The following is a 19,427-nucleotide window of genomic DNA, read 5'->3' as shown; positions in this document are numbered from 1 at the left end:
GAACGCGAGCAAATTTCATTCGCCAAGGCCAATTTGTGCCGCAGAGCAGAGATCACTTTCTGACATCAGCCTCATTCTTAATAGCCAGAAGACGAAAAGCGAGACTATGTTATTGTGAACCGGAGGGCTCACAATGGCGATGTTAAGACCAGACAAACCGAGGAAACATTCAGACCGCTTTGATGCCTGTAAGATGGCAATAGCGGACGAGCCGATTGAGCTGGTCGGCCGCGCTTGCGATGTTGGATGGCACCGAGACGAAGTGCTGGCAGCAATAGCCGAGCTGACTGACAATCTGGCCCTCGCCAGGCGTGAGGATGTGGCATTATCAATTGAATTGCATGTCGCGCAGCTCATGAAGAAACGAAACTTCTGAAATACCGCCCGCTTAGCTAACCCATAAGCGCACGAAGAGCGCCGGCCGGGCTGTTCGAGCATGGCTGCGTACATCCGGTTGCAACATCGGGAGCGTCGGCTTTGAAAAGCGGTACGGCCGCGCGCACGATCGGATGGTGAGGCCTAGCGCCTTGCTTGGTCGAGCTCCGCCTGCTCTTGTTTTGCCAGCAGGCTCTCGAATGTCGCATCCATTGCGGTTGGAGCGGGCCGGGACCGAACGGAAGCCCGTTAACATCTGCCGCCTCAGCGCAAGTGCTGCCACCCCTAAATTGGATGCGGGTTCCTTGGCACTGCTCTCCGACAAAAGTCTCAGAGCCCAGCGGTTCGCCGCTGCTGCAAGAATTGTCCGCTGCTTGACATGCCATTGAAGTTACCAAAAAGCGAAATATATTTTTTCCGTTCTTCTTCTCTTGTTTGTTCGCTCATGGGGCTAAAAATGGATCAGAAGTTGGACCACGGACTCGGCTGCCCAGACTGCGGCACCATCTATCTCAACATCCCTAAACACGTCACAGGCGATACCCCGATCACCTGTACCACCTGCGGTAGATTCCTTGGCAGTTGGGGTGATCTGGAACAGTGCTTCAATAGGCAGGGAGGACAATATGGTGTCTTCGAAATGCACGACGGACTAATCATTCGAAAGGGCTAGTGTTGAGCCAGGAACCGGCGCTTTTCGCCATCGCCATTGATTGCGCTTACGACGTCGCCAGATCCATATTGGAGCAATGACGACGCGGGCGGGCCGAAGCTGACAAATTGCACGGAAATTTTGGCAATGTGCCTGGCTGGCCATTTTGTCGAGGCTGTGGGAAGCTGGTGTCTTTATCGACACCACGCCACGGGCTCACCGCCGACAGGCAAGCTCGCGCCCACGTGGCATAAAGGTAAGCGGTTGCTACGGTCTTGAAATCTTGCGAACAAGCGCGAAGCAATTTCTCGTGTCGCCGAGTGAGCCATCTGAAAGCTCGATCACGAATGGTATGTCGATAAATCCAACTTGGGGGGAGCAAACGCTTTCTGCTGCCCAATTTCCGGTTTGTTTGTGGTGGGAGCCAAAAGGGCCGTGAAATATGTGCCCAAGTGTATCATTGAAGAATCAAGCCAGGGACCCAAGCAAATGATGACATCTGTTCCGGCCGAAAATGTGAAGTTGAAACGGATATACGAACCTCCGGCAGCGAACGACGGCATGCGAATTCTTGTGGACCGCATTTGGCCGCGCGGTGTTTCAAAGAAAGATGCTGCGCTTGATCTGTGGATGAAGGAAATTGCGCCCAGCACAGAATTGCGCAAGTGGTTCGCGCACGATCCTGCCCGCTGGAACGAATTTCGTCGGCGCTATGCACGAGAGGTCAAACAAAATCATGCTCTTCTGGATCAATTGCGCTCCTTCGCGCAAAATGAGAAAATTACACTGGTTTTTGCCGCCCATGACGAAGCGCATAATAACGCCGTGGCGTTGAAAACCCTGATTTTGGATCACTAGCGGAGGAAATGACCCCCGCGCTCAAACAGATCGTTCCGCACCGCATGACCACGGAATTGCGACGCTGCCCATTGCAATAAGCTCATTCGCTTCCTTCACGATCGCTCGACGTATCCTCGTTTAAAATTTTTCAACCTGCCCAGTAGAGCTTATAGTCAGGTCCGCCCTACTTTCATCGACTGACACTTTCCGACATCGTAGTTGTGCCAATAAATCAGCCATCATGCGGTGCGGTGGACTTCCGGGGGATAAGAGTGGGAGCGGAAACGCGAATTCGCTCCTCTTGAACGACATTCTCGCGCCCCAACAGGTCGAGGGCTTCGGATGCAATCTGATCAAAGGGTACCCTCAGCGTGGTCAGCGGCGTTGGCAAATGGCTTAGGATCGGAATGTCGTTGTAGCCGACCAATGAAACATCGCCAGGGACGGACAAACTGAGCCTGGCGAGACCCGATAGCGCGCCAATAGCGGTATTGTCGTTAACGGCGAACACTGCGGTCGGTCGGGGATCGAGTCGCATGAGCCCTTCGACGGCCTCCGTTCCGGAATTGATACCGAACGTTGAGGGTATGATGTAGTCTTGATTAACCACGATACCTGCTTCACCGAGCGCTTGCTTATAACCTTCGACGCGGCCACGGGAACTGGAGGCATAGGAAGGCCCGGCAATGACCCCAATCATTCGATGTCCCAGATCGAGCAAATGGCGGGTCGCAAGGTACCCGCCGAGCCTATCGTCGCCGATCGAGGACAGACTGTGGCCATCTGTTCGCAACGCCAGGACATAGGGAATTCCCCTTCGACTGAGTTCGTCCGGGAAGTCATCATCCTCACGAGCCGTTGACAATATGAGTCCATCGACCCCTCGCCTCAGCAAAGACTCTGCGGCCAGCCGGTCAGCGTTGGGCTTATCATCGGTCGTTGCGACGATCGCAAAGCGGCCTGAACGACTGCAGGCCTTTGCCAGAGATTCGTACAGCATCGCCATTACGGTGTCCGTGAGCCGGGGCACGATGACGCCGACAGTCATGGTGTTGCCACGTCTGAGGCTCGATGCCGAGACATCGCGGACGTAACCGAGCTTTTCGGCGATCTTTCTGACCCGCTTTGCAGTCTCATTGTCCGAGCGCGGCAGTCTTTCATCCAATATGCGCGACACAGTGGATTTTGACACACCAGCCGCGGCCGCAACGTCATAGAGGGTGACGCGTTGCTGCCACGAAACTTCGTCTACCTTTGAATTCATTACAACTTTCCGCGTTTATAGGCCCTAAGCGACCACTACATTGTAAGATGCCCTAAAAAAATCGTTGACACCAGAGTTTTTGAGAACGATTATGGGAACGTTCCCACTAACGATCCTATGGAGGAGATTGATATGAACCCGATGGATTTACGCGGCCTTAGTCCTGCTCCCGTTACCCCGTTTACCCGCGATGGCGAAGTAGACCACAAAGCCAATGCGCGTATCGCGAAATGGCTCGTATCGATGGAGGGCGTGAAGAGCCTTGTCATCCTCGGTCACGCTGGTGAAGGCACTTTCCTGACTGAAGAAGAACGCCTTGCCCTGATCCGCACCTATGTCGAAGCGGTTGACGGCGCTGTTCCAATCATTGCCGGCATCACTGGTGAAGGCACGAAGGTTGCCGCCGCGGAGGCCAAGAAGTGCAAGGCCGCCGGTGCCACTGGCGCGCTTGTCTACCCAAATCACGGCTGGCTGCGCTTTGGTTTCCAAAGGGGCGCACCCCAGGACCGGTACAAGGCCATCTGGGAAGAGTCCGGACTTCAGTGCATCCTGTTCCAATATCCGGACGCGACCAAAGCCTCCTATGATCTTGATACCCAGCTTGAGATCGCCACGCAGCCTGGCGTCGTTGCGACGAAGAACGGTGTACGCAACATGAAACGTTGGTATGTCGAGATTCCTGAACTCAAGAAAGCCAATCCCAATCTGCAGATTCTGAGCTGCCATGATGAATGGCTGCTACCGACAATGTTTGACGTTGATGGGCTGCTCGTTGGTTATGGCAACATAGCGCCTGAACTCCTTGTCGACCTGATCAAAGCCGGCAAGGCACAGGATTATCCCCAGGCACGCAAGATCTTTGAACGCCTCCTGCCAGTTACCCGCGCCGTTTATCATCGCGGCTCACACATGGAAGGCACCGTTGCACTGAAACTTGGTCTTGTTCATCGAGGGATTCTGGAACACGCGACGATCCGTGAGCCGCTGAAAGACCTTGGCGAAAAGGCCGAAGCCGAAATCTTTGCCGCCTTCGATGCTGCGGGTATTGGTCGGGTCGAACAGCTCTTGGCTGCGGAATAGACAACAATACCCCCCCGAGCGGTCCGGGGGGATTATTGTTGATGGGAGGAGAAATTTGCAGTTCCGCCAGGTTTGCTTCTGGCAATTCAGGACAGAACTGATTGCCGCCAGGCAGCTCTTTCTTCAAACCATTCCAAGTTGACAGGCTATGAAGGCAGCTTTCATCAAGGTCTTTTTGCGATCGGCACCGGATTGTGCCGTACAACCAATCACATTGGAGCGCCCCATGGCCGGGAGAATGGTAGGCCACAGGGCGGGAAGGAGGAGTAATGAATTTAGTTCAGCCAATACCCGTTGGATCGGCACAGGTTACCGAACCGCAGGCCGACATCAGCGCCCGCCTTGAGCGTCTTCCAATAACCCGGGAAGTCTTCTGGGCTCGTAACATCGTTGGGGCTGCCACTTTCTTCGACGGTTATACGGTCATCGCAATCGCCTATGCTATGCCCGTCCTTGTTCGAGAGTGGGGATTAACACCGGGCCAGACAGGTATGATACTGTCGATGGGCTATCTCGGCCAATTGATTGGTGCGATCCTGTTTGGCTGGCTTGCCGAGAAGATCGGTCGGCTCAAAGTCCTGCTATTTACCATCCTGTTGTTCGTCAGCATGGATGTAGCCTGCCTTTTTGCCGCCGGAGCGACAATGATGATGGCATTCCGCTTCGTCCAAGGGATCGGTACCGGTGGCGAAGTACCTGTCGCCAGCGCCTATATCAACGAAATGATCAGCTCCAAGGGACGCGGCCGCTTCTTCCTTCTCTATGAGGTCATGTTTCTGCTCGGTCTGGTTGGCGCCGGCTTAATCGGGTACTTCATGGTTCCCCTCTATGGCTGGAAGGCCATGTTTGTTGTCGGGCTTGTTCCTGCGATCCTGATGATTCCGCTGCGCTGGTTTTTGCATGAATCGCCGCGCTGGCTGGTGGCTAATGGCCGTTATGAGGAGGCTGATCGCATTGTATCGCGGTTGGAAAAAAGTGCCCGCGATGCAGGTCAGCAACTGCCGGAACCCAAAATTGTCGCCGCACCTTTCCAACGAAAGTCAGACTGGCGGGAGTTGTTCCAGGGAATCTATCTCAAGCGCACACTTTCGATCTGGGCCATGTGGTTCTGTGCCTACATGGTGGCCAACGGCATGATCACCTGGCTGCCGACGCTTTACCGCCAAACGTTCAACCTGCCTCTGGAAACAAGCATCCTATACGGGTTCTTCACATCGGTCGGTGGTGTCGTCGCAGCGGTTATCTGCGCGCTTTTGATTGACAAAGTTGGTCGTAAACGGTGGTACACTGGAGCATTGCTGATCGCACCGCTTCCGCTGCTTCTCCTGGCGTGGCTCGGCGCGACATCGGCCACGCAAGTGCTTATCCTCGCGGGACTTGCATATGCGATCGTGCAGACTGTCACATTCTCGCTTTATCTGTATTCGGCCGAGATCTATCCAACACGGCTGCGTGCGATTGGCACGGGAACTGGCAGTGCCTGGCTGCGTCTGGGCTCCTCGGCAGGCCCGATTGTTGTGGGCTTCATCATGTCGACGTTGGGTATCCAATACGTTTTCGCAACTTTTTCGGCCATACTGATCGTTGGCGCGCTAATAACCATGCTTTTTGCGATCGAAACAAAGGGGAAGGTTCTCGAAGAACTCTCTCCTTAAACCCGGGCTAGGCCGTTCTTGCGATTGTTACACCTGACGCGGCAGTTCTCTCTGCCGCGTCATTGTTCTGTCGGGCGTGCAAATGCACCCTCACTGACCCTTTGGGGACGTGTCCGGCGCTGGCGGTTTGGTGCAGGAATTAAAAGGGACGGCAAAGTGTCGCGTGCAACACTGCCGCGCGACCATCGCATGACAGACCAGTTGCTTGGCTGGCCATCTCTTCATCGCGCAGGAACTTGAATTTGTTAATTACCAAAACGGAATGCTTTTTTCATGCCCTTGATAACAAGTTTTTGCCACCAGTCTCCCGCCGTCTCATCTCTGCCTCCCGCGGTACGCTTCGAAACTGAGGTAACTGGCACGCGGATATGTTAGTGTTTGAGCTCAGCCCTAATGTTGATGAAGGAGAGAATGATGGACGCAAAGTCCAAGCCCACCTGCCGCATTGTCAAGCCGCATCACACCTATGGCGGCAAGCAGGGTCTCAACTATTTCGAGGGTATCGCCGCGGAGACGGTCGGATCCACGGGAATCTGCATGCATATTCTCACTATCCCGCCAGGCGCGCGCGCCAAGGCACATTTGCACGAGGCACACGAAACGGCGATCTATGTTCTGTCCGGCGAAGCGCATACCTGGTACGGCGATCGGCTGGAGGAACATGTTGTCGTGCATACCGGGGAGCTTTTCTACATACCGGCCGGTGTCCCGCACCTTCCCGCTAATCTCAGCAACACGCCGTGCACCGCTGTCATCGCCCGCACCGACCCGAATGAGCAGGAAAGTGTCGTGCTGCGGCCGGATCTGGATGAATTGGTGCCGGCTTAAGCCGCTGCGTCGATCAATGACAAAAGTGATCGATAACTCAAGGTCTTGCATGTATCCGTTGACGTGTTGAATTGTCACGACACGGCCAGAATTTGGTCGATTGCCGCATCGAATTTTTTTGCAATCTTCTTTGATGCTTTTTCGTTGGGGTGAAGTTCATCATGCCAATTGCCCTGGCAGCAATTCCTTGCATCAACAAGGTGTACCTTTGCCGATGAATCCGCGACTCCGCCCAGCATTTCATAAAACCTGTCGACTGAGTATTTCACGATCTCTTTGGCGATATTGCTGTCCCAGGCGTATCCCAGTGCCTTAAACGGTTTGCCCAACCACGGCCCGTTGTTACGCGGATGCGCATAGTCATACCCCTGCAGCAGAACGTGGGTGTAGCCGCTTGACCAAACGTCCACGTTCCTCACCATTTGTCTGTATCCGATTTTGAGCCTGTTCAGGATTGCCTTGAACTCATTGTCTTTGATGTAGTCGCGGGGGTTGCTCGAGCCTCCACCTTGAGAAAAGCGCTTGACGTACTTGACCAAACTGCCACCTCCGAGGAAATCGTTGCCGCCACCGGAAAATATGAAAAATTGCCTTTGTCCGCCCGAAATCGGTTGCTTATATTGGGGCGGATTTTTTGTAATTTCCGCGAATGTGTCGCCTGGAAAACCAATATTAAGTGTATCGTACTTTGCCATATCTTTAGCGAGGGCGTTAACAAAGGTCATCTCGTATCCCAACGCGCTTGACTCGGGCCAAAGGAGGTTGACCCAAGAATCTCCCTCGGCCAGGATCTTTATCCTGCCTCCTGCCGACATTGTTGTTACCAACTGCTCCGCAAGCGTTATACGCCGCATTGTTCTCACGGCATCAGATGCCGAGATCCCCTTTCGTGGCCTGATCTTGAACACGAGAGCTTCTTTTGGATCGGGCTCCATCTTGAAGGCAGTCTTGAAATCAAGGTGAACAGAGGTTTTAGCCATGATGGTCTCCCCGAAAAACGGATGCACCAGCGACACTGCGGGCGAACGATATGCCGTCAGGAAATATCGTGCCATGATCACAAGGGATTTGGCGGTTCATCGTCGTCACATCGTTTGCAGGCCCAGCATCAAACTCCATAAAGTCTCCCTCTAGTCGTGTTACGGCCCGTCTGGCATCGCCAGTATAATTAAGCGCTGTATAATCAGCGTCCGCCTTGCAATGGACATAGTGATGGCATCAATGGATTAAATATAAACTTGAGTCTGGGCTCTTGCCTGGTCTTTATTGTCGGCAATCGCTTCGCAAGCGAAGCCATTGCGCCCATAGGACGACCATCAATTGAAAAATCTCAAAGAATTGAGTGAACGGCGTGCAGCTGCGGCGCAGGCCAAAGAACAGCTGCTCAAAAAATTCGGGGCCGCGCCGAAATCGAGCGACCCCGATATGGTTGTTAGACGTGCCAAACGAGTGGAAGTTGCCGCGGCACGGGAAGCAAGACGAGCAGATCGCGAACGATCGGTGCAGGAAAATCTCGCCCGCCAAACTGCCGAGGCTGAAGCCATTGCTCGTGCCGCCTCGGCCGAGGCCGACGCACGCGAAGCTGACGCAAGAAATCGCATCGCTCGGGTTCTGACCGATGAAGCTGAGCGCAAAGCCGAACGTGATCGACGTTATGCCGCCCGCAAAGCCAAGCAGCGGTAAAAGTCAGCCTGATCAGTCTTCAAAGACGTCGATGAGCGACAACTAGATCGTTGACGACGATTACGCACCGAATGCACAATCCATTGGAATAGATTGGCCGATGGCCGCATATCGCAATACACTCTTTTAAGCACGAGTTTTGGTGTTACGAATTCTGCCGGTTTCCATGTGGAAGGATGACCGCGGCCCCAGTCAAGCGTCCGAAGCGCAGATCTGCAAGCGCGAGGTTCACCGCTTGCAGAGAATAGCAAGAGGTCGTCGTTTTTACACCGGCTTTTCCGGTGATCGTGAAGAAGTCTCTGGCATCCTCACGCGTCAAGTTCGCCACGGAAACCAGCTCGCGCTCTCCCCAAATTGTGGCATATGGCATGGCTGGAATTTCGCTCATATGGATACCGCCGCAAACCACGCGGCCACCCTTCCGCACGGCTCTTAAGGCCGTTGGGACAATGTCGCCGATTGGAGCGAAGATGATGGCGGCATCCAGTTCCACGGGTGGTCTTTCATCAGAACCACCCGCCCATGCGGCGCCAAGGCTCTTTGCAAAGACCTGCGCCGGCGTGTCTCCCGGACGAGTGAATGCGTAGACTTCCCGGTCCTGCCATGTGCAGATTTGCGTGATGATATGGGCCGCAGCGCCGAAACCATAAAGTCCGATTTTCTCGGCTTTGCCAGTCTTTTTCAGTGAACGCCAGCCTATCAAACCCGCGCACAAGAGTGGTGCCAAAGAGACTGGATCCGCATGGGAATCGAGTTCGATCGAGAAATTTGCGTCGGCAACCACATGCGTGGCAAAGCCGCCATCGCGGGTGTATCCAGTGAAGACTGGTTCATCGCACAGGTTTTCGTCTCCGCGTTGGCAATAGGCACATCGACCACACGTGTGGCCGAGCCAAGGAACGCCAACGCGCTGCTCCTTTCGTATCGGATCGACGCCTTGTCCAACATCGATCACGGTGCCGACAATTTCATGTCCCGGCACAAGCGGCAACCGCGCTGCGGTGAGATCGCCGTCGATGACATGGAGATCCGTTCGACAAACCGCGCAGGCTTCGATTCTAATCAGAATTTCGCCGGTGCTCGGCTCCGGTATTCGGCGTTTCACCAATATCAATGGCTCTCCGATTTTATGGAGAACCATTGCTTGCATGTCCGCTTTCATTGGCGTTTCCCAATAGCAAGAAGAGAATGCGGGTCCTGCGGACAATCATACAACGATGATGCGGTCGTCCACCAGCGTTACCCCCCGAGCAGACCAGGCGTTCACACGCCCTCGAGTTTGACTTTTCCGAACCCGTCGACGGCCACTGTGATGCTCTTGGCTTCGACTTCGGCTGCTCGTTTCAACGCGTCCTCGATGCGCTTTTGATGTCCCAAGCGGTCGGTCGCGGATTGACCTCGATTGTGTTGTAAACGTCAATCACGCCGCTCAGGCCCGCACCGCTTCGGCAGCGGCATTCTTTTGGTGGTTCCACTGGAGGGGCGATTGGCCGCCGTACGGTGGAACAGATCCCTGCTTTAAACAATTTGCCACGATCGTTGGCCGAGCCTATCACCGTCTATAAGGTCGTTTCGACGACGAACGCAGGAATAACAAGTGGCATCGAAGACGACGTTAAACGCAAAGAATCTTGAGACACTAGGTGTCGAAAGGCTGGCCGCCTTGCTGATCGATATCAGTAGGGGAAGTGCGGCCAACAAGCGACTCTTGCGGATCGAGCTCGCCGGAATGCAGAGCGGCGAAGAGGTTGCCCGGGAAGTGACCAAGCGTCTGACATCCATTGACCGTTCAAAGTCTAAGGTAGGATGGCGGCGGGTTAAAGCGCTCAAGAACGATCTCGACACCCAGCGTCGTGTGATCGCTGAAACAATCGCCGGCAGCAACGCAGATGAAGCGCTGGAGGTGATGTGGCGTTTTATGGGAGTGGCTCGTTCTGTCTTTAGCCGTTGTGCCGACGCCAATGGAACGATCATGGCCATTTTCCGTCTCGCTTGTGCTGATCTGAGCGTGATCGCAAAGGCGGCCGAACGAAACCCGCGTCGGCTTGCGGACCGCGTCTTCAGTGCGCTGCAGGACAATGAATATGGCCAGTACGACACTCTGATAGAGGCGCTAGCGCCTTCACTCGGCGTGAAGGGTCTCGACCACTTGAGATTTCTATTTTTGGAATGGTCAAAACTGGCCGAGAGCAATCTGCCAGGAGCTGACCGAGCTACCGCTGGCCCAAGCGATGCAAGAGCATCCTACGAGGATATCCTCAATCTGCGAAAACGCGATCGAACCATACGAACTGCCCTGGAGCAAATCGCTAACGCTCAGGGAGATGTCGACGCATTCATCGCCCTGCAAGATGCGCAAGCGAAGTCCGAGCCAGTGGTCGCCGCACAGATTGCCCGCAAGCTGGTCGACGCGGGGCGACCGGACGAAGCGCTGGATGCCATTAACAAGGCGAACCACACAGTCGGCCACCCAGACACTTTCGAATGGGAAGTCGCATACACGGAGGTATTGGAAGCGCTGGGACGTAAAGAGGAGGCCCAGGAATTTCGGTGGCATTCTTTTGAACGAACGCTTAGCGCCGATCATCTGCGAGCATTTCTGAAACGTCTGCCGGATTTCGACGACATGGAGGCGGAGGAGAAGGCGCTCGCGTATGGGTATCAGTATCCGGACGTTCACCGCGCCTTGGCATTCTTATTGTCGTGGCCGTCGCTGGATCACGCAGCGAAACTTGTGATCTCGCGCGCAACAGAGTTCGACGGCGACCGCTATGAATTCCTGACATCAGCAGCCGAGGTGCTGCGGGAGAATCACCCATCTGCATCAGTCATCATGCTGCGCGCATTGATCGACTTCGTGCTCGATCGCGCACGGACCGCCCGATATAAGCACGCTGCCCGTCATTTAGCGGAGGCCAAGCGGCTGGGGGCGGAGATTGGAGACCGGACCTTCATCGATTCCCATGAAGACTATGTCGCGAAGCTAAGGTCTAGTCATCAGAGCAAAACGAAATTTTGGAAGAATTCGATTCAAGAGCATTAAACAAATGTATGTAACCGTTGTATTTTATGATCTTGCTGCGACCCGTCCTACCCTACGGCCAGAAACCTCGGGGAAAAATTTCAACTCACTCTTGGCAAGCGTTCCGTCGAACTAACATGCTCAAGCGCTTGCGAAGTAAAAGCATTGCTTCCCGGAAACAGGCACTAGCGATGCGCAATCAGGGCGCTTTGGAGGATCGAAACGGGATATGTTTGACTCCGTTGATGCCTATAATCAGGTTTGCTCCTTCCGAACGTAAAGAGATCTCATGAAGCATTCGAAATCATTTGTCGTTGAAATCAAACGCAACGGCCGTCGGCAGCTCGTTCGTGAACAAGTGCCATTATGGGACGCCAAGCAACTTAAATCTGCAACGGATGCGGTCGGCGAAACGCCAAAAGCTCCTGAAATCGATGCCAAGCTGGACCATGAAAAATAGATAGGCATTACTAAAAGTCGCCGTATCTAGTTGCATGGCCCGTCGCTTGGGATAGATTCTGTTACGCGTAGGATTCCTCGCTGAGTCCTACGTCAAAGCGTACTTAATTGATCAGCTGATGTCTTGCCCGACCTCTTGTCCTGCACGAGCTCATAACTGATCTTCTGACCATCATTGAGACCACGCAATCCAGCGCGCTCAACCGCAGAGATGTGTACGAACACGTCTGCGCCGCCATCGTCAGGCTGGATAAATCCAAAACCCTTGGTCGAATTAAACCATTTAACGGTGCCTTTAGCCAAGATGAAACCCTCCCCTTTCACATGATACGTATCGCATCAATAGCGCGATATGCTCTGCTTCACAATCAGGACGTTGAAATTGCTCGGACGGTTTCGACCAATGCGCAGGATTGTTTCAGATCATATGCACGGCGAGCTCTTTCCAAGCTTCATGAACGTCAAGCAACTAACCTAAAAGCAATAATTGTGCCTCTGACTATTCGCCGAACGGCACCGTTTGACGCGTTATCTTCAACGCCTTTCGGTATGTTCAATGAACGCTTTGGGGATCTGTGGCCAGTCCGCCTTGTGTAATTCATGCCTCCGCCTTCGACTCGAACAAGGGTCGCACCGCTAAGCACTGACGCTATCGCCTCGCCGTGCTCAATGGGAAAGGTCGGATCGGTTTTGCCATGGATAACGAGCGTCGGCACCTTAATGTCAAAAGCGGCAAGCGTTCTGGTCCCGTTGTCGTCTGGAATAAGGAAATGGTTCGTAGCGCAAGCAAATGATGGAGACCGTTCGAGTAAGGCGCGTGCGCATCGCGCAGCATAAACTTCAGAATATCGGCGCGATTGCCGTTCATGACGGACATGCTGTCGTTCCCCATATCGCTCATATCGTAGGGCGCCGCTCCCGGTCGTCGAGAGCCCCCCGTATCGCGGTTATCGTATCGGATAACGTAGCGTCCTGAGCGCGCCAGAGATGCCTTTGCCCCATGACGAGAACAATCGGTGAATCGGACCGATCCCCGTGGACCTGCGTCGCAATAGTGATTGCGTCACCTTCGATCATGCGTGTCTGCATCACTGTCGTCCCGAAATGCCTCCCCTGACTACTGGGCCGGGTTTGGCAGCGAGCGCTGGCTGTGGCAGAACTTTCAGGCACTCACGTGTCTTCCATAGCGATCGTGTAGCGGCCCGTGTTGCCCATTTCGGAGCCCCCAAGCCAAGCCCTGTCTTAATCGTTGGTATCGCCTTCTTCGGCCTTTTGATGCTGATGATGCCTATGGCCGCCACGTTCATCGGTCTTCCTGCCGTGGCGAAGTTCGCTTTGTTCCAATTTGCCATCGTCATTGCGATCCAACAAGGCAAAGCGCTTTCCTTTCTGCTTTTCGACTTCTGCGATCGTCACGGCACCATCGCGGTTGACGTCAAGGCGATTGGTCATTCGCCGGGCCTGACGTTCGACCATACGCTTCATCACCATCGCCTCAATTTCTTGCTGTGATAGCGTTCCGTCGCCGTTCGTATCGGCCTGCTTCAAGCGATCCGTGTTGGTGAACTCAGTCAGGTCCACAGCCCCATCGTCGTTCGCGTCCATATTTCCTCTTATTTGTTTCGCATTCCTGCTGGCAGGCGCGGGTTTGTTTTGCGCTTCGCCGGACGCTGGTGTCTGCGTCGGTGCGAGCGTTTGCGTTTGCGCGAAGACGCCACCCACTGCAAATACCGTAAGAAATGTGCCAGACAAAATAAGAGCGAGGATACGTTTCATTCGTTGTCTCCTATATCGCAAGCGGTTTCTCCGCCCGTTGAAGAGACCGTAGCGGTGCGAAAATGAATGGGAGATGATGGGTGGGTTAATTTTTGGTAGGTACAACGCGATGTCTACAAGCAACGCCCGTCATTTCATGTCAATAACTTCACCAGCGGTATAGAAAACGATAGGAGGACCATATTTCTCCGTCCCCTGCTTTGTTTCCTGGCTCCAGGCAATAACCCCTGCGTGCTTTGACGCCAGATCCCTTGCGACTGTCCTCGCCTGTTCCTCCGATCCACACCGTTGCGGTTCGCCGACCCGAAACAACTCTCCGCCGTCACCCTGTTCAAAGACCGCAACAAAATAAATCTGATCCATCCGATGTCCTCCAGTCACTGTGCGAACTTACAGCGGAAGAATTGAAAACTGTCGTAAGTGGCCCAGCAATCGCACGGTGCTGGGCCATATTCATCGCCGGTTGAACTCTACCAAGTCTGACTGTTATACCAATCGTCGACCTCACGCTTGGCCGCGTCTTTGGCTTTGCCGTACCGCTCCTGAATCTTACCTTCAAGTTGTTCACGCTTCCCGGCGATGACGTCGAGGTCATCATCGGTCAATTTGCCCCATTGCTCTTTAATTTTGCCCTTCAGCTGCATCCAATTGCCTTCTACGCGATCCCAATCCATGACAAACCTCCTTGTTTGATGGTTTGAAACGCGCCACACGGTGACAGTGTTCCGATCAAAGTTCCACAATCGCTTGGCGCTCCAAATCATGAGGATGGCGTCAGCTGGAAAGCAAATAGGTTCCTCGAGCTGGCCGATAGCCAGTTGCACCAGCAGTGACAGCGAACTGCGCCGTGTCTACGATCAGCGCAATATGACACCGCGCAAATGCCTCGGCTACAAGACCCGCCGAAGTGTCTCGGCAAAAGATCATGGCGAGGACGCGATGAATACGCTAGCGATGCTCAAAAGTCGCGCCTCAGCGAGAACTCACAAGTCTAGTTGGACACCAAGTCTGCCCCGAACCATTTCAAGCTCAGTGCCTTCAGAGTACCATCCGCTTTAATTTCTTCAATCGCGCCATTAAACTGTCCGGCAATCATCTCGTCATGCTTCCGCAATCCTATACCGATGCCGGGCCCGAAGGGTCCTCCCGAAATTCTGGGGCCGTAGAGCGCTGCGATCGCACCCTCTTTGGACTCCAGAAATGCCTTCCAGACGGAGTAATCTGCGAGTCCCCCGTCGATGCGGCCTGCGACCAGATCGAGATTCAGGTTGTCCTGCTTGTCGTATGTCCGGACTTCGACGGTGTCGCCAAAATATTCCCGTACGAATACTTCAGCGTTCGTTGATCCCTGCACGCCGATAATTGTTCCCTTAAGGTTGTCCTTCAGGGCCTGGAGAACGCCCCTCTCCTCCTCCGCTTCGGACGACAGATTCACTTTCAAATTGCTGGCCATCTCGGGAAGATCAAACGACTTTCTGACAACAAAGTAATTGGAGGTCAGTGCATAGGGATTCGAAAAGGCGATAACCTGCTTTCTTTTTTCGGTGATCGACATTCCGGCCATGATTGCATCGAATTTGCCGACGTTCAGAGCGGGAATGATACCGTCCCATGCCTGCGTGACGAATTGGCATTTCAATTTCGCGCGTTCACAAAGCGCCGTTCCTACATCGATGTCAAAACCGACCGGTTTTCCAGACATGTCGACTGCATTCCAGGGTGGAAATGCGCCTTCCGTGGCGATCCTGATCGGTTTGCCGTCCTGGGCATTTGCCTGGGCGGCAATCGCGGTAGCGAAAAGGAAAGATAACAGTCGTTTGAAACCATTCATTGTGGATTACCCTTTCGAGTTTGCTTGGCGGTGTAAATCCTCGGGACATGATCTCTGAGCTGCGCGTAGAGGCCGACGATATCTGTCCCCCAGGAGGTGGCGACTTCTTCATGCGTGATGGATTGATCACCTTGACGGCCGAGCAGCACGACCTGATCTCCAAAGCGAGCTTCTGGAACATCGGTTAAGTCGATACGTATGTGTTCAAGATGGGCGGGAGGCAGCAACCGAGCTCGCTTTCCCCGTATGAGGCCCACCGCACCGCTTGGAACCTGCCTGGGAAACCCGTCTCCCCAACCCATGCCAATCACCCCTATTGTCATCCCCGGATTGGTCCCGAATATGGCGGGTACGGGGCCGAGTGAAGCGTCGAGGCGCTTGACCGAGACTAGGCTTGCGGAGATGGATTTCAGTGCGGGGCGCAACGTTACCGGGCGGGTGGGCTTGTCGGACTCTGACAGCCCGAAAAAGAGCGCCCCTGGATCAACGGCATCGAAGTCCATGTCCGGATGGTTTAACACCCCCTCTGTACTGGACATCATCACCACAGCTGGCCGCAAACCCAGAACGCCGGCTTCTCGCAATATTGTACGCATTCTATCAAGCTGCTCGTGCGCATCTGATGGCTGCGCGGTCGGCAACTCACTCATGTGGGCGTAGATGCCCTCGACATCCACATCCGCAAGACCTCTGGCTGTGGCGAGAATTTTGTTCGCTTCCATCGGTGTGGTCCCGGCACGGAAGAACCCAAGATCGACCTTTATGAACACACGCGGTCTCGTCATGGCAGTTCGCCATTGCACCAACTCATCAATGGTCGAAACGCTGACGGTCAGATCAAGAGACTCAATCGTCGGCGCTGCCGAAGGCAGGGCGCCCGGATAGAGCAGAAGCGGGTGGGACACGCCCTCCTGGCGAATAGCGATCGCATCGAGCAGCGAAGCCACCGCGAAGCCATCGACCCCCTCCTTGGCCAAGGCAGAGGCGACTGGACCAGCGCCGCACCCGTATGCGTTGCGTTTCAGGCAAGCATAGATCTTAACGTGCCGAGGCAGATGACTGCGCAATTGCCGGTAGTTGTGTCGAATTGCATCAAGGTCGATCTCGTACCAGCTACCTCGCATGATTGCGGCGGTGGCATGATCTGCCCCCCGTACTTCCGAAAAAGGCACCAGAACGGGCTTCATGATGCCAATTCCTGCGATGCGGACATTTTCTCGGCGGCGCTGGGACGCGAGCGGCTGTTGTTGCTTGGGTCGATGCGTCTTTGATGCTTTGCCATATGCCTTTCCAACTGGCCAAAGAAATGAACGATCACAAATGTTAAGCCGAGATAAATCAGTGCCGCCGATATGAAGACCTCGTAAGGAGAAAAGGTCTGCGCCACGATCTTGCGCCCCGTGCCGGTTAATTCCATGAGAGTGATGGTGCTGGCGAGAGAACTCGCCTTCAGCATCAAGACGACCTCATTGGCGTAGGCCGGAAGCGCGAGCCGAAAGCCGACAGGAAGGACGATCCGTCGAATGCGCAACGCGTAGGACATACCGAGCGCTTTCGCAGCTTCGATTTCACCCGCAGGAACCGCACGTATTCCACCACGCAAAATCTCCGTCGTGTAGGCTGCATTGTTCAGGGAAAACGTGATGAGTGCGCACCAGTAAGGCTCTCTCAATATGCTCCAGGCAACACTTGACCGTATCCACTCAACCTGGCCGGCCCCGTAATAGATGAGGAATAGCTGTACCAGCAGGGGGGTGCCGCGAAACACGAACGTGTAGAGGAGAATGGCATGCGAGAATACGGGCCACGGCGATGTTCGCAACAGCGCAAGTGGAACGGCAATGAGAAGTCCCATAGCAACGGAAGTCACCGTCAGTTGCGCCGTGAGGAGCATACCTTCGATAAGAAGTGGCAGAACTTCGACAATGAGATGCAAGTTCATGACCAATGTCTCACTTCGCGAACCGGACGCCACGATCGGCGCGGCGCTCGAGCCATGTCAGGCCGAACAGCGAAAGGGAGGTGAACAACAGATAAAGGCTGGCAGCGATCGAATAGAACGTCAGTGGATCATGGGTGGTTCCTGCAGCAATACTCGTCTTACGCATCAGATCTTCGAGACCGACCACGGAAATCAGCGCCGTGTCCTTTAGCAACGTGAGCCAAAGGTTGCCGAGTCCAGGTAACGCATAGCGCCACATCTGGGGGAGAATAACGAGGTGCCATATGCAAAGCCTCGACAGACCAAGGGCTTGAGCCGCCTCAATCTGCCCTGAAGGCACCGCCTGAATTGCCGCCCTGAAGACTTCGGTCGCGTACGCTCCAAAAACGATCGTCAATGCAAAGACGCCAGCGGCGAACGCATCGACCTCGACGTAGCGACCAAACAGCGCTGTCAACGCAACGGTGCCGCCAAAGTACAGGATAAGAATGATAAGGAGCTCGGGAACGCCACGGACAATCGTGGTGTAGCAGTCAGCGAGCCACCGAATAATCCGAAGCCGGCTGCGCTTCGCCACCGCACCGCAAATACCGACGCAGACACCAAGCGCCAGACTTGTGAATGCTGTGCGAAGTGTAGTGAATGCGCCAACGGCTATTTGATCGCCAAAGCCTTGCAACTCGATCATTGGCAACGATCCCCGAGATGCGCCGACAGAAACTGTTTGAACCGCGGTGAGGAGGGCTTGCTGAAGAGTTCGCCCGGATTGCCGTCCTCTTCGATCTGCCCCTGATGCATAAACACGATGTGGTTGGACACCTCGCGGGCAAATCCGATCTCGTGTGTAACGATGAGCATCGTGCGCCCTTCATCCGCGAGCGATCGAATGACTTTCAAAACCTCCCCAACCAACTCCGGATCCAGCGCGGAGGTTGGTTCGTCAAAGAGGAGTATCTCTGGTTCCATCGCCAGAGCACGCGCGATCGCCACCCTTTGTTGTTGCCCGCCGGAAAGATGAGTTGGATAATTGTGGCGTTTGTCGACCAGGCCCACTTTTAGAAGCAACTCTTCTGCCCTTAGGCGAGCCTCTTGTTTCGAGATGCCGAGTACATGGACCGGTGCTTCAACGATGTTTTCGAGAACGGTCTTGCATGACCAAAGGTTGAAGTGCTGGAATACCATTCCCAGCTTGGCGCGCAGAGCGTTGACCTCTCGCTGACCCACGAGACCGCCGGTCATCCTGACACGTTTTCCGGCAATCCAGATTTCACCTTCCGTAGCCTCTTCCAGAAAGTTTAGGCATCGCAGAAACGTACTTTTTCCTGAACCGCTGCTTCCGAGGATGGAGATCACATCGCCGCGCTGCGCGGTCATGGAAATCCCTTTGAGGACCTCGATCGCACCAAAGCGCTTCTTGAGATTCTTGACGCGTAGCGGGGCGTTGATGTCAGAAATGATCGACCGGACTTTGCCGGCATCAGGGAGAGTATTCACTGGGGACCTCGGCTCGTTTTCGCGAGGATGCGATAGCCAGCGCGACCGTGCTTGCAGTAAATTGATGCAAGTGCGGGATCTGATCAGTAAATCATTGCGGTGCGTTGCCCGGCCAGGTGCCGCGATATGCCAAGGGGGTCGTTCCCGTTTCTCGCCGGAAGGCATTGGAAAAATGGCTTGAACTGGAGAAACCACAGGACAGGGCGATATCGGTGACAGGCCTGGAGGAGTGGCGCAAATAGTCCTTTGCCCGCTCGATCCTGCGCCGGATAATGAAGGTGTATGGCGGACAACCGAGCGTTTGCCTGAATGCGCGGCAAAAGTGGGGAACGCTCAAACCGGCAAGTTCGGCCAGTTGTAAAAGCGACAAGTCGGCCGTGAGGTCATCGTCAATTTTCGCAATCACCCGGTTAAGGTTCGTGGCGGCGAGCCCGCCTTTGCGCACGGGGGGCGGATATTTCTGCTTGCGCATCAGCTGGGTGAAGATTGTGGCGGTATAGCTCTCGACAAGCATGGTGCTGAGCGG

21 protein-coding genes are annotated in these 19,427 nt (G+C 54.6%); 7 read left to right on the top strand and 14 right to left on the bottom strand.

The features are described 5' to 3' along the window. Nucleotides 1-1,516 precede the first annotated feature (1,516 nt). Nucleotides 1,517-1,885, top strand: a complete 369-nt coding sequence (locus CU103_RS07875; protein ID WP_106663895.1) for a DUF488 domain-containing protein — start codon at nucleotides 1,517-1,519, stop codon at nucleotides 1,883-1,885. Nucleotides 1,886-2,099: 214 nt separating this feature from the next. On the opposite strand, the gene CU103_RS07870 is transcribed toward CU103_RS07875, so the two are convergent. Further along, entirely contained in the window at nucleotides 2,100-3,131 is a 1,032-nt protein-coding gene (locus CU103_RS07870; protein ID WP_106663377.1) for a LacI family DNA-binding transcriptional regulator, read from the bottom strand. 132 nt (nucleotides 3,132-3,263) lie between these two features. On the opposite strand from CU103_RS07870, the gene CU103_RS07865 reads away from it, so the two are divergent. The 3 genes from CU103_RS07865 (at nucleotide 3,264) to CU103_RS07850 (ending at nucleotide 6,694) form a co-directional block, all read left to right on the top strand. Further along, nucleotides 3,264-4,211, top strand: coding sequence for a dihydrodipicolinate synthase family protein (locus CU103_RS07865; protein WP_162707301.1), 948 nt, complete (start codon nucleotides 3,264-3,266; stop codon nucleotides 4,209-4,211). Between the two features lie 269 nt (nucleotides 4,212-4,480). Then, entirely contained in the window at nucleotides 4,481-5,866 is a 1,386-nt protein-coding gene (locus CU103_RS07855) for an MFS transporter (RefSeq protein ID WP_106663375.1), read from the top strand. 414 nt (nucleotides 5,867-6,280) lie between these two features. Further along, nucleotides 6,281-6,694, top strand: a complete 414-nt coding sequence (locus CU103_RS07850; protein WP_106663374.1) for a cupin domain-containing protein — start codon at nucleotides 6,281-6,283, stop codon at nucleotides 6,692-6,694. 74 nt (nucleotides 6,695-6,768) lie between these two features. On the opposite strand, the gene CU103_RS07845 is transcribed toward CU103_RS07850, so the two are convergent. After that, a complete protein-coding gene (locus CU103_RS07845; RefSeq protein ID WP_112761087.1) occupies nucleotides 6,769-7,674 on the bottom strand; it encodes a hypothetical protein in 906 nt (301 codons plus the stop codon). 340 nt (nucleotides 7,675-8,014) lie between these two features. On the opposite strand from CU103_RS07845, the gene CU103_RS07840 reads away from it, so the two are divergent. After that, a complete protein-coding gene (locus CU103_RS07840) occupies nucleotides 8,015-8,377 on the top strand; it encodes a DUF6481 family protein (RefSeq protein WP_106663372.1) in 363 nt (120 codons plus the stop codon). Between the two features lie 145 nt (nucleotides 8,378-8,522). Here the strand turns inward: CU103_RS07840 and CU103_RS07835 are convergent, their stop codons facing one another. Then, nucleotides 8,523-9,527: a zinc-dependent alcohol dehydrogenase family protein gene (locus CU103_RS07835; RefSeq protein ID WP_106663893.1), complete on the bottom strand. Its 1,005-nt coding sequence runs from the start codon at nucleotides 9,525-9,527 to the stop codon at nucleotides 8,523-8,525. A 447-nt stretch (nucleotides 9,528-9,974) separates the two neighbouring features. Between CU103_RS07835 and CU103_RS07830 the strand changes: the two genes are divergently transcribed. Continuing rightward, complete coding sequence (locus tag CU103_RS07830) at nucleotides 9,975-11,420, top strand: tetratricopeptide repeat protein (RefSeq protein WP_106663371.1); 1,446 nt, start codon at nucleotides 9,975-9,977, stop codon at nucleotides 11,418-11,420. 268 nt (nucleotides 11,421-11,688) lie between these two features. Then, nucleotides 11,689-11,859, top strand: a complete 171-nt coding sequence (locus CU103_RS31320) for a hypothetical protein (protein ID WP_162707355.1) — start codon at nucleotides 11,689-11,691, stop codon at nucleotides 11,857-11,859. A 92-nt stretch (nucleotides 11,860-11,951) separates the two neighbouring features. On the opposite strand, the gene CU103_RS07825 is transcribed toward CU103_RS31320, so the two are convergent. The 11 genes from CU103_RS07825 to CU103_RS07775 all read right to left on the bottom strand — a co-directional run. Further along, entirely contained in the window at nucleotides 11,952-12,161 is a 210-nt protein-coding gene (locus tag CU103_RS07825) for a cold-shock protein (protein ID WP_106663892.1), read from the bottom strand. Between the two features lie 158 nt (nucleotides 12,162-12,319). Next, complete coding sequence (locus CU103_RS32725) at nucleotides 12,320-12,574, bottom strand: alpha/beta fold hydrolase (protein ID WP_170116993.1); 255 nt, start codon at nucleotides 12,572-12,574, stop codon at nucleotides 12,320-12,322. A gap of 526 nt (nucleotides 12,575-13,100) precedes the next feature. Beyond that, entirely contained in the window at nucleotides 13,101-13,757 is a 657-nt protein-coding gene (locus tag CU103_RS31955; RefSeq protein ID WP_245448665.1) for an EF-hand domain-containing protein, read from the bottom strand. A gap of 6 nt (nucleotides 13,758-13,763) precedes the next feature. Further along, complete coding sequence (locus CU103_RS07810; protein WP_106663369.1) at nucleotides 13,764-13,997, bottom strand: hypothetical protein; 234 nt, start codon at nucleotides 13,995-13,997, stop codon at nucleotides 13,764-13,766. 107 nt (nucleotides 13,998-14,104) lie between these two features. After that, on the bottom strand, nucleotides 14,105-14,308 hold the full coding sequence (locus CU103_RS07805; protein ID WP_106663890.1) for a CsbD family protein: 204 nt from the start codon (nucleotides 14,306-14,308) through the stop codon (nucleotides 14,105-14,107). A gap of 317 nt (nucleotides 14,309-14,625) precedes the next feature. Next, the gene (locus tag CU103_RS07800; protein WP_106663368.1) at nucleotides 14,626-15,465 is read right to left on the bottom strand and encodes a transporter substrate-binding domain-containing protein; all 840 of its coding nucleotides are present in this window, start codon (nucleotides 15,463-15,465) and stop codon (nucleotides 14,626-14,628) included. Beyond that, nucleotides 15,462-16,652 (bottom strand): alanine racemase, encoded by a 1,191-nt coding sequence (gene alr / locus CU103_RS07795; RefSeq protein ID WP_106663367.1) that lies wholly within the window; start codon nucleotides 16,650-16,652, stop codon nucleotides 15,462-15,464. Before alr ends, CU103_RS07800 begins: the two co-directional genes overlap by 4 nt. After that, nucleotides 16,649-17,407, bottom strand: coding sequence for an ABC transporter permease (locus tag CU103_RS07790; protein ID WP_106663366.1), 759 nt, complete (start codon nucleotides 17,405-17,407; stop codon nucleotides 16,649-16,651). The genes alr and CU103_RS07790 overlap by 4 nt, the downstream gene beginning before the upstream one ends. 10 nt (nucleotides 17,408-17,417) lie before the next feature. After that, nucleotides 17,418-18,095 carry an ABC transporter permease gene (locus CU103_RS07785; RefSeq protein WP_106663365.1) on the bottom strand — a complete coding sequence of 226 codons (678 nt, stop codon included), beginning with the start codon at nucleotides 18,093-18,095 and terminating at the stop codon, nucleotides 17,418-17,420. Beyond that, complete coding sequence (locus CU103_RS07780; protein WP_106663889.1) at nucleotides 18,092-18,862, bottom strand: ABC transporter ATP-binding protein; 771 nt, start codon at nucleotides 18,860-18,862, stop codon at nucleotides 18,092-18,094. Before CU103_RS07780 ends, CU103_RS07785 begins: the two co-directional genes overlap by 4 nt. Before the next feature lie 130 nt (nucleotides 18,863-18,992). Then, a partial coding sequence (locus CU103_RS07775; protein WP_146147757.1) for a helix-turn-helix domain-containing protein occupies nucleotides 18,993-19,427 on the bottom strand: 435 nt, incomplete at its 5' end.

It is taken from the genome of Phyllobacterium sophorae (assembly GCF_003010965.1).
Taxonomy (GTDB): Bacteria; Pseudomonadota; Alphaproteobacteria; order Rhizobiales; family Rhizobiaceae; genus Phyllobacterium; species Phyllobacterium sophorae.
This window is presented reverse-complemented; position numbering and strand designations above follow the sequence as displayed.

Coding starts and splice junctions, on each gene's coding strand:
- CU103_RS07790 (WP_106663366.1), bottom strand. CDS start 17,407: ATGAACTTGCATCTCATTGTCGAAGTTCTGCCACTTCTTATCGAAGGT.
- CU103_RS07850 (WP_106663374.1), top strand. CDS start 6,281: ATGGACGCAAAGTCCAAGCCCACCTGCCGCATTGTCAAGCCGCATCAC.
- CU103_RS07810 (WP_106663369.1), bottom strand. CDS start 13,997: ATGGATCAGATTTATTTTGTTGCGGTCTTTGAACAGGGTGACGGCGGA.
- CU103_RS07835 (WP_106663893.1), bottom strand. CDS start 9,527: ATGCAAGCAATGGTTCTCCATAAAATCGGAGAGCCATTGATATTGGTG.
- CU103_RS07870 (WP_106663377.1), bottom strand. CDS start 3,131: ATGAATTCAAAGGTAGACGAAGTTTCGTGGCAGCAACGCGTCACCCTC.
- CU103_RS07845 (WP_112761087.1), bottom strand. CDS start 7,674: ATGGCTAAAACCTCTGTTCACCTTGATTTCAAGACTGCCTTCAAGATG.
- CU103_RS07800 (WP_106663368.1), bottom strand. CDS start 15,465: ATGAATGGTTTCAAACGACTGTTATCTTTCCTTTTCGCTACCGCGATT.
- CU103_RS07865 (WP_162707301.1), top strand. CDS start 3,264: ATGAACCCGATGGATTTACGCGGCCTTAGTCCTGCTCCCGTTACCCCG.
- CU103_RS31320 (WP_162707355.1), top strand. CDS start 11,689: ATGAAGCATTCGAAATCATTTGTCGTTGAAATCAAACGCAACGGCCGT.
- alr (WP_106663367.1), bottom strand. CDS start 16,652: ATGAAGCCCGTTCTGGTGCCTTTTTCGGAAGTACGGGGGGCAGATCAT.
- CU103_RS07855 (WP_106663375.1), top strand. CDS start 4,481: ATGAATTTAGTTCAGCCAATACCCGTTGGATCGGCACAGGTTACCGAA.
- CU103_RS07785 (WP_106663365.1), bottom strand. CDS start 18,095: ATGATCGAGTTGCAAGGCTTTGGCGATCAAATAGCCGTTGGCGCATTC.
- CU103_RS07875 (WP_106663895.1), top strand. CDS start 1,517: ATGATGACATCTGTTCCGGCCGAAAATGTGAAGTTGAAACGGATATAC.
- CU103_RS07805 (WP_106663890.1), bottom strand. CDS start 14,308: ATGGATTGGGATCGCGTAGAAGGCAATTGGATGCAGCTGAAGGGCAAA.